This window comes from Sphingobium sp. V4, assembly GCF_029590555.1.
Classification (GTDB): Bacteria; Pseudomonadota; Alphaproteobacteria; order Sphingomonadales; family Sphingomonadaceae; genus Sphingobium.
Map to the genome: position 1 here is coordinate 914,514 of NZ_CP081002.1, position 12,576 is coordinate 927,089.

A 12,576-nucleotide genomic window follows, 5' to 3' on the forward strand; every position below is an offset into this window, starting at 1 on the left:
TTTAACCCGCCCACCTGCCGGTTCAATAGGGCGCTGCCGTGGGCCGCACGACCATCTCCGTCGTGTCGACGTCATCCGGCTGCGAAATGGCGAACTGGATGGAGCGGGCAATCGCTTCCGGCTTGAGCGCTATTGCGCGAAAAGCCTTCATCTCCTCGCGACCCTTTTTGTCGGAGATGCTGTCGGCCAACTCGGATTCCACCACGCCGGGCGAAACGATCGTGACGCGGATCTTGTCATTCTCTTGGCGCAGGCCTTCGGAGATCGCACGCACCGCGAATTTGGTGGCACAGTACACGGCAGCAGTTGGTGTGACTGTCAGCCCACCGATCGAAGCGACATTGATGATATGGCCCGACCCTTGCGCGTTCATGGCTGGAAGCACGGCCGCAATGCCGTACAGCACGCCCTTGATGTTGACGTCGACCATGCGGTCCCACTCATCGACCTTCAGGGAGGCCATCGGGGACAGCGGCATGACGCCGGCGTTATTGACGATCACATCGATGCGACCGTGCGTGTCGAGAGCGGTCCTGGCGAAGTTTTCGGCGCTGGCGCGGTCGGTGACATCCAGCTCGATCGCCTGTGCCGCGCCGCCAGCAGCCCTGATCTCCCCGACGAGTTTCTCCAACCGATCGGTTCGGCGCGCACCAAGGACCACGCTGGCGCCATTTTCGGCCAAAAGGCGCGCCGTTGCCTCGCCAATGCCGCTGCTGGCGCCGGTGATCAGGACGATTTTTCCCGCAACATTGTGCATGTCATAAACTCCTGTCTCTGGATCAGGCCGTCGGACCGACGCGACTGAAGGACTTAAGGTCGAGATCGCCGTCGACCAGTTCGGGCACGCTGGCGACAAAGGCCTGCATGTGAGGAAGGGTGAAGTGGTGGGCGAGATCATCGACGGAACGCCACACTTCGTAGACCATCCAGAGAGTGGGATCCTCAGTGCTCTGGTGCACCTGATAGATGATGCATCCGGGTTCATCGCGTGATGGAGCAACGAGGTTCTGAAGGGCAGCGCCCAAGGCCTCGCTCTGTCCGGGCTTCGCTCTCATTTGCGCAAGATTGGTATGTTCCGACATTGAGTTTCTCCTTTCTAAGGGCAAATCAGTTTGCAAAATCCGTGGAGGTGGAAACGTCGTCCCACTGACGCAGGTCGTCCTCGAACCGATCGAGGCGCGCCCGCGTGCGTGCGATGGCGTCGGATCCCAGGACGAGATCAAGCGGCGGCTCATCGGCATCGACGGCGGCAAGAATGGCCTCTGCGGCTTTTCGAGGATCGCCGATTTGCTTGCCATCCTTGTTCAGGAGCCCGGTGACAGCCCTGCCGCTTGTTGCCGCATAATCATCGACGTTCCGCTCCGTGCGCCGAACCGATTGTTCGGAAAGGAACTCGGTCCGGAAAGATCCGGGTGACACGTTGGTGACCCAGATGCCCATCGGCGCAACCTCCTGGGCGAGGCTGACTGACACGGCCGAAAGCGCAGCCTTTGTGGCGGAGTAGATCCCCGACCCTGGAGCCGGGGCGATCGCGGCAACCGACGAGATGTTGATGATATGGCCGCGGGTCCGTGCCCTCATGAGGGGAAGAGCCCCTCGAATTAAGGCAAGTGGCGCATACACATTGACGTTGAAAATCTGGTCGATCTCCGACTGCGCTGCAGTTTCGATCGAGCCCAGCAGCCCAAATCCTGCGTTGTTGACGAGGACATCAATCGGGCCGGCGAGCGCGGCAGCCTCGCTGAATGCCTGCTCTACCCGGGTCAAATCGCCCATCACCAAGGGAAGCACGTGGAGGCGATCGGAGGAGGCCATAGGGGGCGAGCGGCCATCGCGGGTCGTGCCGACGACCACATCGCCGCGGTCCAGTGCGGCAGTGGCGAGCGCGAGACCCAAGCCTCGCGAAATGCCAGTAATGAGCCAGGTTTTGTGAGCCATTCAAACCTCCATAAAGGCTGCGGCATCAGCCGCTTTGCTGCACACGATCTAGGCGGCTGCATGGTGTTGAATAATCACCCACTTGCCAAACGTGCTTGTTAGCTGCGCCACACAAATGCGATATTCACACGATCGGATGAGCCCGATTATGCGGTTCCTCCTAAAAAGCCTTGTTGGCAATTCAGATAGAAACCGAACGTTCCTTTTTGACATTCTTGTGTCGGGCAATTTGCCTGATCAGAAGGAAAGGTACGATGACCCAACTCACCAATGCAGCCTTCTTCCGGGCGAAGGAGGGCGCGGTTGATGAGCTTGGCGAACGTCTCTTGGCTCTGGTTGAGCCAACACGGCGGGAGCCAGGTTGCATCCGTTATGAAATCTACCAGTCCGAGGATGATCCTCAGAACTGGTTCATTCACGAGGACTGGCGCACACCCGCCGACTTCGAGGCCCACATGAATGCACCGTATATCGCGGACTTCATGCCGTTGGTGCCCGAGCTTTGCGAGCGGGATGTGGAAATTCGATCCTTCGTTCCGCGCTCGTCAGCCCCCTGACTTCATTCGTAGGAGACCCTATATGACTGAACAATCAAAGCTTGTGTGGCTGGTTACCGGCTGCTCGACCGGCTTTGGCCGCGCGCTTGCCGAACATTTGCTCGACCAAGGCCACAGCGTCATTGTCACGGCTCGCAAAACGAAGTCGGTCGATGATCTAGCGGATCGCGGCGATGCTCTGATCCTCCCGCTCGATGTCACCGATCGCGTGCAATGCGATAAAGCTGTCAAAGCCGGTCTGGACCATTTCGGGCGGATCGACGTGCTAATGAATAATGCCGGCATCGGCTATTTCGGCGCCGTCGAAGAGACTGAGGAGAAAGCAGCGCGGAACCTGATGGACGTGAATTTCTTCGGATCAGCCAATATGATCCACGCTGTGCTGCCCTCTATGCGTCAGAGGCGCAGCGGCTTCATCGTCAATCTGACGTCCATTGGCGGCTTGGCCGGCTTTACCGCAGTCGGATATTACAGTGCCAGCAAGTTTGCTCTTGAAGGCCTTTCCGAAACTCTGCGGCGCGAGGTCGAACCGCTTGGCATTTCCGTTATGACGGTAGAGCCGAGCGGCTTTCGAACAGAGTGGGCTGGCGGATCATCGGAGGTCACACAGACCATCGACGATTATGCGCCTACTGCGGGAGCAGCAAGAGAAGCTTATCACCAGTCAGTCGGCAAACAGGCCGGCGATCCCGCGCGCGCAGCGGCTGCGATCCTGAAAGCCGTCACGCATGAAGCGCCTCCCCACAGGCTCCTGCTCGGAAATGAGGCGGTCGAAGTCGCCTATGAAAAGGTCGACCAAATGAAAGCCGAGTTTACCGCCTGGGAAGGGGTTGCACGGGGGGCCGATTTCCCTTCGTCCTGACACAATTCCGTTTTGAAGGAGACCTTAAATGGCTCGATTTGATGACAAGGTCGCCGTTGTCACGGGTGGTGGATCCGGCATCGGCGCAGCGATTGCTCTTCGTCTCGCGACGGAGGGTGCAAAGGTATTGATCTCTGGCCGCAACCAAGAACGCCTCGACACCGCGATAGCCGGTATGCCCAGGGGGCAAGTGGTAGGTTTTGCGGCCGACGTTTCCAATCGGTCCGAGTGCGACAGCCTCATACGATTTGCGCACGACACGTTCGGCCGCCTGGATGTGCTGGTCAACGCGGCAGGCATGAACCTGGTGGGGACGGTCGACGAAACCAGTGACGAAGACTGGCGTCGTTGCATGGGTTCCGATCTGGACAGTGTGTTCTATACCGCCAGAGCTGCCCTTCCGCATCTTCGGGATTCGAAAGGCGTTATCATCAACATTGGTTCGGTCTCGTCGCTGGGAGGGGGATGGAGCCATGCAGGCTACAACGCAGCAAAAGCTGCGGTTGCAAACCTGACCCGCTCGCTGGCCTGTGATAATGGCAAGTTCGGGGTGCGCGCCAATACTGTCTGCCCCGGTTTGACCATCACGGGCATGGTCGACGAAATCATGGATGATGAAGCCCTCCTCGAGAAGGCCTGGGAGCGCATCCCGCTGCGCAGGGCCGGGACGCCCGAGGAAGTCGCCGCCGCCGTTGCCTTCCTTGCCAGTGACGAAGCCTTGTGGATCACAGGCGCAACCTTGGCCGTCGATGGCGGGCAGACTTGCACTGACGGCGGACCTGAATGGGGTAAATGAAGCGGAAACGGAGGAGCACTGCTCCTCCGTTTTCTTTCGCCCGTTGAGCAGTATCGTTCATACGGCAGCCGATTGCTTCGAGTTCCTGGTCTGGAAAACGTCAGAAGGATGGCGCGCCCTTGCTTTTACCAATGCTGCGGTGCGCGTTATGCTCATTGCCTTGAAAGAAGCCTCCGTTGCCGAATTCCCAGAACGGCATCGGCAGTCCCTTTCGAAAAAAGGCGCGAGGATGATTAGGGCATGACTGAGCGAACGGCGGCTGAAACGCTGGACAAGCATATTCGAGGACGCCTTGTCGCGAACGGCAGTGATCGCTTCATGCGATCGGTGATCGCGCAGATTTTTGTGCGGGAACGGGAGCAGGACGAGTTTCTCGTACCCGCAGTCGCAGAGCCCCTCATAGTCTGGATACTGAAAGGATCGGCGGTTGTTGAGGAGCGGGAATTGGGGGGAGAATGGACCTCTGCTCATGTGGCCGCCGGCGACTTTTTCATCACAGACTCTGATGCTCCTTACGAGCTACGGTGGAGTTCACTTGATGACGGCACTTTCGAAGTGATGCACCTTTATCTTGGTTTGCCTTTGATGGAGCAGGCTGGGGCCGATGTGCTCGGAACTAAAAAGCGCCCCCTTTTGTCTGAGGTTTCTGGAGCCCGCGACGAGCAAATCGGCCGCTTCATCGACTTGATTGAAGAAGAGATCGGCGAAGCCTCAGAACCAAGTCCATTATATCTGGAAAGCGTTGCGCAAGCACTCGCGATTCGTCTTGTGCAGCACTATCGTGACGAAACAAGAGACAACACCACGCGGCGTAACGCGCTGCCGGCCTACCGTCTGAGACGCGTTACTGAGCTTATGGAACAGTCTCTCAGTGAAGAGTTCGACCTTGCCCGCTACGCTGACGTTGCGGGCATGAGCATCGCCCACTTCAGTCGCCAATTCAAGCTGGCTACTGGCCTTGCACCCTCGCAATATTTCATCCGATTGAGGGTCGGGCGCGCCAGGCAGCTTCTTAGGGAAACCGATCAAGCCATCATCTCGATCGGAATGGAGGTCGGCTATTCAAGCCCGAGCCACTTCGCGCAGGTCTTTCGGAAAGAGACCGGGGTTTCACCTCGCTCGTATCGGCAAGCCTAGCTCCCCCGGCCACCTCTGCACACCCGCTTCAAAATGCATCATTTCCCGGCACCATATGGCCAACTGCCATTCCCAGTCTCGCGGACCTACGCTTGGGCGCAAGAGGCGTAAGCGGTCAAAATCCCCCACATTTTCATGATTTGGCGATTTGGTAGGTGTTGAGCCTTGCATATGCGAGGTGGCGATGAGTGGTGATTTCGAAACCAATTTCGAAACTGAAAGGGGTGGGAGGGCAGGCAAGGCCGAGCGTCTTGATGTCATTCCCTTGTCGAATGGCAACCGTGGATGGACGCCGGCGGCGAAGGCGCGGATCATAGAGGAGAGTTTCAAGCAGGGAGCGAATGTGGCCGAAGTGGCGCGGCGTCATGGCATGCTCCCGCAACAGCTTTATAACTGGCGAGGGCGTTTCCGAGAGCGGGCCGAGGGGATGGGCTTTGTTCCCGCAGTGATCGAAGGCCCGCCGGCACCTCCCGTACCGTCGCTATCTTCTGGGCCACCGGCGCCTGCAGTGCCATCGTTGCCCGCGAGCCCGAGGAGTGGCGGTGAGATCGTCATCGAGACCCGCGGGCTGTCGATCCGCATCCCGTCGCACGTCGATGCCGACCATATCGAGCGGGTGCTTCTGGCCGCGCGGGTGACCACATGATCATCCCGCCCGGGCCGTTGAAGGTGCTTGTCGCGACGCAACCTGTGGACTTCAGGAAGGGCATGGTAGGCCTCGCATCACTGGTGCAGCAGGAACTGCAGCTCGACCCATTCTCTGGCATGCTTTTTGTCTTCCGGGCACGCCGAGCAGACAGGATAAAACTCCTGCTATGGGATGGCACCGGGCTCGTACTCGTGACGAAGCGGTTGCAGGATGGGAAGTTCCGCTGGCCCCGACCGGGAGACGGCGTGATGAAGCTGTCGGCGGCCCAGGCTTCGGCGTTGTTCGAGGGGCTGGACTGGTCGCGCATGCATGTGCCGCGCGTGCCAAAACCACTTCATGCACAGTAGATCGCACACCTGATTCTGTCTGGCGCAGGGGTGTTCCCAGCCGTGCGAAACCGGCTAGAATACGGGCGTGGCGGCGCATCCCGAACCCCCTCTCGAGACCAGCCCGGAGGTTGGATATGACGAGCTTCCCGATAATGTGGAGCAGCTCAAGGCGATGGTGCTGGCCGAGCGCGCTCGCGCGGCGCGGCTCGAACATATCCTCAAGCTGATCAACCGCTCGACCTTCGGCAAGCGTTCGGAAAAGCTCCCGGTCGATCAACTGGCATTGACGCTGGAAGATCAGGGCGTCGCCCTTGGCGAAGCCGATGGCTTGCAGGACAAGGCCGCCGAGGAGGCCGAACGTTATGGCCTCAGGCCGCGTCGTCGACGGGCTCCGGATGCCGAGCGCGCATCACTGCCAGCGCATCTGCCGCGCTTCGAGACAGTGATCGAGCCCGAAAGCCTGGAATGTGCCTGTGGCGGGGCGCTACACAAGATCGGTGAGGACCGGTCCGAAAGGCTCGACATCATCCCGGCCCAGCATCGTGTGATGGTGACGATCCGACCCCGCTATGCCTGCCGCTGCTGCAGCGACGGCGTTCGCCAGGCGTCGGCCCCGGCGCATGTAGTGCCGGGCGGCTTGCCGACCGAAGCGCTGATCGCCGATGTTCTGATCAATAAATATTGCGATCACCTGCCGCTCTATCGGCAATCGAAGATCTTCGCCCGGCAAGGCATCGAGATCAGCCGCGCCACTATGGCGAACTGGGTTGGTCGTGGCATCGCTGCGCTGATGCCCATCACCGACAGGATGCGCGCCGATGCGCTTGCCCGTGCCCGCCTGTTCGTCGACGAAACTACGGTCAAGGTGCTGGCGCCGGGAACGGGCAAGACGAAAACCGGCTACATGTGGGTCATAGTGTGCGACGATCGCGCTCATGGCGGCGTGGATCCGCCTCTGGCGCTCTATACCTATATGCCGGGACGCGGAAAAATGTGGGCCAGGCAGTTGCTGGGGTCATACCAGGGCATCCTACAGGTCGATGCCTGGCAGGCTTATGACCAGTTCGGCAAGGACGATGGCGCCGACGCCGGCGTCACGAAGTCCTTTTGTTGGGCTCACCTGCGACGCGGCTTCGTCGATGCAGGCAGCGATGCCCCGGTCGCGCAGGACGCCTTGCAGCGCATTGCCGAAATCTATCGCATCGAGAAGGAAATCCGGGGGCGCACGGCCGATGAACGCCTTGCCGTCAGGCAGGAGCAAACCCGTCCACTGGTCGACAAGCTCCATGCCTGGTTCGCCGCCACCGCACCGCGCATGATGGCTGGATCGGCAACGAGCGATGCGATGAAATATGCGCTCAAGCGCTGGGCGGGCTTTACCCGGTTCCTCGACGACGGCAGGATCGAGATCGACAATAACGCCGCCGAACGGGCCGTCAGGCCGGTGACTCTCCAAAGAAAAAATGCACTCTTCACCGGCCACCAACTCGGCGCTGAAAACTGGGCAGCGATCTCCTCGCTGGTCGAAACCTGCAAGATGCTGGACATCAACCCCTACGCCTATCTCTGCGATGTCCTTACCCGGATCATCACCCGCGCGGATACCGATCCGATCGACGATCTGTTGCCCTACTGCTGGACCAATACCAACGCCGCGAACACCTCGTTCGAACTCAGCAGCATCGCAAGCGCCGCCTGATCGTTCAAATTACAGCCCCGCTCTCAAGGTCATGTGGGGGATTTTGACCGCTTACGCTTGGGCGCAAGAGGCGTGCATCTGATCCGCAGGGATCGAGGGCGGCTCCATCGGCCAATTCGATGAGGCGCATCTATATTTAAGCAAAACTACGACAGTTTTCGCAAGGCTCCGAGAGAAGCAGCGGGCGCCAGGTGACATATCCAGTTCACGTCTTCTGACGGAGCCGGATTGATCAAGGGATCGTCAAATCCGGCATAATCCCTGCGATCCCGGATGGAGTTTAATCATGACCAACATCGTGACCACTGTGAATGAAGTTGAGGGCAAGGTTGCCATCGTCACGGGTGCAGCCAGCGGTATCGGCCGTGCAATCGCGGAACTGCTGCATTCGCGCGGCGCCAAGGTCGTTGCAGAAGATATCGACCCCGCCGTGAAGGATCTTGAACGCGACAGCCTTGTTGCCCTGGTGGCCGACATCACCGTCGATGGTGTTGCCGAGCAGGCAGTGTCGCTTGCGGTCGATACGTTCGGCAAGCTCGACATCCTCGTCAACAACGCAGGCCGCATTCTTTACAAGAACCTGGTCGATCTTTCCCGCGAAGAGTGGGAATGGCAGATGCAGACGAACGTCACGGGTGCCTTCCTGCATTCGCGCGAAGCCCAGAAGGCGATGATGAAGAATGGTTCGGGCGCGATTGTGAACATCGCTTCCTATGCGTCTTACTTCGCTTTCCCGGGAATCGCGGCCTACACCGCCTCGAAGGGGGCCATTGCCCAGATGACCCGGACCCAGGCGCTGGAAGCGATCGAGCACAACATCCGCGTCAACGCGATCGGCGTGGGCGACGTTGTGACCAACCTGCTCAATCATTTCCGCGATGACGGCCGTGAATTCCTGGCTGAGCATGGGCAGAATGCGCCAATCGGCCGTGCTGCCGATCCGAAGGAAATCGCGGAGATCGTGGCGTTTCTTGCTTCCGATCGAGCGAGCTTCATCGTCGGTTCCGTGGTTATGGCTGACGGCGGGATGAGCGTCGCCATCGGCTAAGTCTGTCAGGCGGATGGTGCCAGAATGCCCCATCCGCCTGTCTTACCGCTAAAGAACAGGAATTCTATCGTGACGTATTCGAAACGAGACTTCCCGCTGCACGCGGTGCGCCAGCACCTTGAGACTGGCCCCATTGTCCTGATCACCTCGCATCACGGTTCCCGTTCCAACATCATGACATTGGGCTGGCACACCATGCTGCAATTCTCGCCTGCCCTGGTTGGCTGCTACATCTGGGAAGGTAATGAAAGCAGAGAACTGATCCGCAGGGCGGGAGAATGTGTCATCAACGTGCCGACGGCGGAAATCGCCGACCAGGTAGTGGAAATCGGAAACCGGCATGCGTGTGACGGCGACAAGTTCGAGGCGACGGGCCTGACCCAGCGGCGCGGTGAGGTTGTTGCCGCTCCCCTCTTGGATGATTGCTATGCGAGCTTCGAATGCCGACTCTACGACGATGCCATGGTCTCCAACTACGGTTTCTTCATCTGGGAGGTCGTGAAAGCCCATGTTGCCGATGTGGAGGCGCCAAGAACGCTCCATTATCGCGGCAACGGCACCTTCATGGTCGCAGGCGAAGAACTTGCTTTCACTGAGCGCTTTCGACCAGAGAACCTTTAGTCGTTCACATGCGGCGCGGCGGCGGCAGCTTTCTTCGGCTCAACGAAGTTGTCGATTCCTGCAGCCAGTTCCGGCGTCAAAGCCGACAGCGGACGATCCATTGCCAATGCTGTCCAGAGCATGCCATCGATGAAGCTGCTTATCGCCAAGGCAGTCTGCCGGGCCGGCGCCTTGAGAGTGATCTCACCTTTGGCTTCCAGCTGCGTCAGCAATGCACAGAGCGTTTCCAGCGCCTCTTCCAGGATGGGCTTATAAAGATCGTGTAATCGGCCAGGGTTGGCACATTCAGCGCGCAGATGAAGCCGGGTTTTCACCACAGTGGCGATGTCGAAACCCAGCTGGTCATCAAGATTGACGATCATCCGTTTGAACGACAGCCAATCCTCCGGAAAGCTGCTGCCCGAGACGAGACCATAGCGAAGCGCCTCGGCAACGATCTCCTCCTTGTTGCTGAAATGGGTGTAGATCGCACCGGTGCTGAGCGCGCATTCCTTTCGGATGTCGGCGAGGGACATGCCCTCAACCCCCTTGCGCGAGATGCACGCGATCGTTCCACGAAGGATGCGCTCGCGCTGGGCGCTCATATGCTGGGCATCACGCTTTGGCATAAGATCCTCAAAAAGTACACTTGTTCTTTATTCCGTCAAAACCTCAATGACAATCTCTTGACACGAATCCAAAAAGACGGAACGTTCTCTTTCTATTGATGCGAAAGGGCATCGATAGGACAGGGGGTTCCCATGCGCAATGCCCGACTACTGACGACCACGGCCGCTATCACGGGCCTCCTTGGTTTTCTCACGCATCCGGCACAAGCTCAGGATGAAGGTTCAGACGGATCCCAGATCGTCGTTACCGCGCAAAAGCGTAGCGAACGCCTGCTGGATGCACCGCAATCCGTGACTGCGATATCGGCTGCCGACCTCAGCCGCCTCAATGCCGTGCAGTTCCGCGACTTTGCCAATGCCGTGCCAGCTCTCACATTCTCGACGGCAGGCCCGGGGCAGACACAGCTGACACTTCGCGGCGTGACAGCGGGCAACGACATCGGTCCCACGGTCGGCATTTATGTGGACGACGTACCCTTCGGGTCCAGCAGCGCCTTCGCCAATGCTTCGTCTCTCGCGCTTGATGCGGGTCTGTTCGATATGCAACGCATCGAGGTTCTTCGTGGGCCACAGGGTACGCTCTACGGCGCCAGCACGATGGGCGGTCTGCTTAAATATGTTACGATTGAACCGGACGCGGGTGATTTCAGTGGCTCTGCCAATGCCAGTCTTTCAGACACGCACAGGGGAGGGACAAGCTACAGCGGCTCGGCAGGTGTGAACCTTCCGATTGTCCCCAGCAAAGTCGGGCTGCGCGCCAGTGGCTACTACTCCCATGACGGCGGCTTCATCGACAACCTCGCCGCCGGGAGGGACGATGTGAACAGGTCCAGGGTCTATGGCGGGCGGGCCGACCTCCAGTTCACGCCAACCGAAGATCTAACGGTTCGGCTCTCGGGCTTTCTCCAGAACATCCACAGGGGCGGCGGGGCCTCGGCTGACTTCACGCTTGCCGGGAAGCCGGTTGATGGTTCACTCGACCAGCGCCGACTCGTCGATGAACCCTTCGATCAGCGCTTTCGCCTCGTGAGCGGAATCATCAACTATGATCTGGGGCCGGCGTCCCTGACGTCGATCAGCAGCTATCAGACAATCCACAACAGCTACCGTCAGGACGGCTCGGCGCTCTACATCCCGGTCCTCGCCTCCTTTAGTCTGCCCTTTGAAGCGGTTGCGGTCGATCAGCGCCGGACTACCAAGAAATTCACGCAGGAGGTTCGCCTCGCATCCACTGGCGAGAAGCTTTTGAATTGGATGATCGGTGGTTTCTACACGCACGAGAAGTCCGGCAATGCGCAGGTCATCGTGCCCTATGAAGACGAAGGGGTGGTTTCCCCCATATCTTTGGCCGACGTCTCCATTCCAAGCACCTATGAGGAAATTGCCGCTTTCGGAAATCTGACTGTGCACCTCACCGATCGGTTCGACCTGTCGGGGGGGATCAGGTGGGCAGAAAATCGCCAGAAGTTCGAACAGATCGGCAGCGGCCTGTTGATTGGCTCGACACCGCAGGTTCGGTCGAAAGATGACGTCGTCACCTATCTCGCCAACGCGCGCTACAAGTTCAGCCCGAACACCACTGCATATCTGCGGTTTGCCACCGGCTATAGGCCCGGCGGGCCAAATTATGTCGTCAATGATCCGGTCACGGGAACACCGCTTGCCCCGGCGCTCTTTGCCTCTGATTCCCTCGACAGCTACGAAGCCGGGTTCAAGGCTGAAACGGCCGACCGGACCTTCGGCATCGACCTCTCAGCTTACCATATCAACTGGAAGGACATCCAGGTCACTACCGCCGCAGGCGGGGTTTCAGTGATCGCTAACGCCGGCGGTGCCAAGATAACCGGCGGCGAACTTACATTGACCGCCCGTCCCTCACCGCAATTCACGGTCGCGGGCGCATTCGCATACCAGCATGCCAGGTTGTCCGAGGACAGCGTGGACCTTGGCGCTGTCAAAGGGGATCGCCTCCCCAATGTCCCCCGCTACACGGCGACGCTCAATGCCGACTACCGGGCTCCGGCAGGTATGAAGCTTCGTCCACGCCTCGGATCCACCCTGCGTTTTGTTTCTGATCGGTCCGCGTCGTTCGACGGGAATCTGGGTGTGCCCCAGTATGAGCTTCCCGACTATGTGGCGATCGATCTGCGCGCCGGGTTGGACGTCGGACGCTTCGAGGTTCAGCTTTTCGCGCGCAATATAACAGATGAGCGTGCCCAGCTGTCAGCAGCGACCGTCCTGTCGTCCGCCGGCGGTCCCGCGCAGGTGACCATGATGCAACCCAGGACGATAGGCATCAGCCTCAACTCCCATTTCTGAGCACTCCAAGCTT

14 protein-coding genes are annotated in these 12,576 nt (G+C 59.3%); 10 read left to right on the top strand and 4 right to left on the bottom strand.

Annotation, left to right across the window (positions count from 1 at the left end; translation table 11 throughout):
• Nucleotides 1-22: 22 nt before the first annotated feature.
• Genes K3M67_RS19945 through K3M67_RS19955 form a run of 3 tightly spaced genes read right to left on the bottom strand, consistent with a single transcriptional unit; the run spans nucleotide 23 to nucleotide 1,938 of the window.
• On the bottom strand, nucleotides 23-757 hold the full coding sequence (locus K3M67_RS19945) for an SDR family oxidoreductase (protein WP_285833740.1): 735 nt from the start codon (nucleotides 755-757) through the stop codon (nucleotides 23-25).
• A gap of 22 nt (nucleotides 758-779) precedes the next feature.
• Nucleotides 780-1,082: a putative quinol monooxygenase gene (locus K3M67_RS19950; protein ID WP_285833143.1), complete on the bottom strand. Its 303-nt coding sequence runs from the start codon at nucleotides 1,080-1,082 to the stop codon at nucleotides 780-782.
• A gap of 25 nt (nucleotides 1,083-1,107) precedes the next feature.
• A complete protein-coding gene (locus K3M67_RS19955) occupies nucleotides 1,108-1,938 on the bottom strand; it encodes an SDR family NAD(P)-dependent oxidoreductase (RefSeq protein WP_285833144.1) in 831 nt (276 codons plus the stop codon).
• A gap of 254 nt (nucleotides 1,939-2,192) precedes the next feature.
• Here K3M67_RS19955 and K3M67_RS19960 point away from each other — a divergent pair, with 254 nt between their 5' ends.
• From K3M67_RS19960 to K3M67_RS20000, 9 genes are all read left to right on the top strand, one after another.
• Entirely contained in the window at nucleotides 2,193-2,495 is a 303-nt protein-coding gene (locus K3M67_RS19960) for a putative quinol monooxygenase (RefSeq protein WP_285833145.1), read from the top strand.
• 22 nt (nucleotides 2,496-2,517) lie between these two features.
• Nucleotides 2,518-3,357 (top strand): oxidoreductase, encoded by an 840-nt coding sequence (locus tag K3M67_RS19965; protein WP_285833146.1) that lies wholly within the window; start codon nucleotides 2,518-2,520, stop codon nucleotides 3,355-3,357.
• Between the two features lie 28 nt (nucleotides 3,358-3,385).
• Complete coding sequence (gene budC, locus K3M67_RS19970) at nucleotides 3,386-4,153, top strand: meso-2,3-butanediol dehydrogenase (RefSeq protein ID WP_285833147.1); 768 nt, start codon at nucleotides 3,386-3,388, stop codon at nucleotides 4,151-4,153.
• A 240-nt stretch (nucleotides 4,154-4,393) separates the two neighbouring features.
• Nucleotides 4,394-5,290: a helix-turn-helix domain-containing protein gene (locus K3M67_RS19975; RefSeq protein WP_285833148.1), complete on the top strand. Its 897-nt coding sequence runs from the start codon at nucleotides 4,394-4,396 to the stop codon at nucleotides 5,288-5,290.
• Nucleotides 5,291-5,474: 184 nt separating this feature from the next.
• Nucleotides 5,475-5,936, top strand: coding sequence for an IS66-like element accessory protein TnpA (tnpA, locus tag K3M67_RS19980; RefSeq protein ID WP_285832881.1), 462 nt, complete (start codon nucleotides 5,475-5,477; stop codon nucleotides 5,934-5,936).
• Nucleotides 5,933-6,286, top strand: coding sequence for an IS66 family insertion sequence element accessory protein TnpB (tnpB, locus tag K3M67_RS19985; RefSeq protein ID WP_285832203.1), 354 nt, complete (start codon nucleotides 5,933-5,935; stop codon nucleotides 6,284-6,286). The genes tnpA and tnpB overlap by 4 nt, the downstream gene beginning before the upstream one ends.
• Before the next feature lie 154 nt (nucleotides 6,287-6,440).
• The gene (tnpC, locus tag K3M67_RS19990) at nucleotides 6,441-7,967 is read left to right on the top strand and encodes an IS66 family transposase (protein WP_285832882.1); all 1,527 of its coding nucleotides are present in this window, start codon (nucleotides 6,441-6,443) and stop codon (nucleotides 7,965-7,967) included.
• Nucleotides 7,968-8,253: 286 nt separating this feature from the next.
• Nucleotides 8,254-9,015 (top strand): SDR family NAD(P)-dependent oxidoreductase, encoded by a 762-nt coding sequence (locus K3M67_RS19995; protein WP_285833149.1) that lies wholly within the window; start codon nucleotides 8,254-8,256, stop codon nucleotides 9,013-9,015.
• Nucleotides 9,016-9,081: 66 nt separating this feature from the next.
• Nucleotides 9,082-9,636: a flavin reductase family protein gene (locus tag K3M67_RS20000; RefSeq protein ID WP_502958928.1), complete on the top strand. Its 555-nt coding sequence runs from the start codon at nucleotides 9,082-9,084 to the stop codon at nucleotides 9,634-9,636.
• Here the strand turns inward: K3M67_RS20000 and K3M67_RS20005 are convergent.
• Nucleotides 9,633-10,220, bottom strand: coding sequence for a TetR/AcrR family transcriptional regulator (locus tag K3M67_RS20005; RefSeq protein WP_285833151.1), 588 nt, complete (start codon nucleotides 10,218-10,220; stop codon nucleotides 9,633-9,635). The genes K3M67_RS20000 and K3M67_RS20005 overlap by 4 nt on opposite strands.
• A 156-nt stretch (nucleotides 10,221-10,376) precedes the next feature.
• Here K3M67_RS20005 and K3M67_RS20010 point away from each other — a divergent pair, with 156 nt between their 5' ends.
• Entirely contained in the window at nucleotides 10,377-12,563 is a 2,187-nt protein-coding gene (locus K3M67_RS20010) for a TonB-dependent receptor (RefSeq protein WP_285833152.1), read from the top strand.
• Nucleotides 12,564-12,576: the final 13 nt, after the last annotated feature.

Excerpts from the sequence above, each read along its gene's own strand:
- K3M67_RS19975 (WP_285833148.1), top strand. The coding sequence starts at position 4,394 with ATGACTGAGCGAACGGCGGCTGAAACGCTGGACAAGCATATTCGAGGA.
- K3M67_RS20010 (WP_285833152.1), top strand. The coding sequence starts at position 10,377 with ATGCGCAATGCCCGACTACTGACGACCACGGCCGCTATCACGGGCCTC.
- tnpA (WP_285832881.1), top strand. The coding sequence starts at position 5,475 with ATGAGTGGTGATTTCGAAACCAATTTCGAAACTGAAAGGGGTGGGAGG.
- K3M67_RS19965 (WP_285833146.1), top strand. The coding sequence starts at position 2,518 with ATGACTGAACAATCAAAGCTTGTGTGGCTGGTTACCGGCTGCTCGACC.
- K3M67_RS19960 (WP_285833145.1), top strand. The coding sequence starts at position 2,193 with ATGACCCAACTCACCAATGCAGCCTTCTTCCGGGCGAAGGAGGGCGCG.
- K3M67_RS19945 (WP_285833740.1), bottom strand. The coding sequence starts at position 757 with ATGCACAATGTTGCGGGAAAAATCGTCCTGATCACCGGCGCCAGCAGC.
- tnpC (WP_285832882.1), top strand. The coding sequence starts at position 6,441 with ATGGTGCTGGCCGAGCGCGCTCGCGCGGCGCGGCTCGAACATATCCTC.
- budC (WP_285833147.1), top strand. The coding sequence starts at position 3,386 with ATGGCTCGATTTGATGACAAGGTCGCCGTTGTCACGGGTGGTGGATCC.
- K3M67_RS19995 (WP_285833149.1), top strand. The coding sequence starts at position 8,254 with ATGACCAACATCGTGACCACTGTGAATGAAGTTGAGGGCAAGGTTGCC.
- tnpB (WP_285832203.1), top strand. The coding sequence starts at position 5,933 with ATGATCATCCCGCCCGGGCCGTTGAAGGTGCTTGTCGCGACGCAACCT.
- K3M67_RS20005 (WP_285833151.1), bottom strand. The coding sequence starts at position 10,220 with ATGAGCGCCCAGCGCGAGCGCATCCTTCGTGGAACGATCGCGTGCATC.
- K3M67_RS19955 (WP_285833144.1), bottom strand. The coding sequence starts at position 1,938 with ATGGCTCACAAAACCTGGCTCATTACTGGCATTTCGCGAGGCTTGGGT.
- K3M67_RS19950 (WP_285833143.1), bottom strand. The coding sequence starts at position 1,082 with ATGTCGGAACATACCAATCTTGCGCAAATGAGAGCGAAGCCCGGACAG.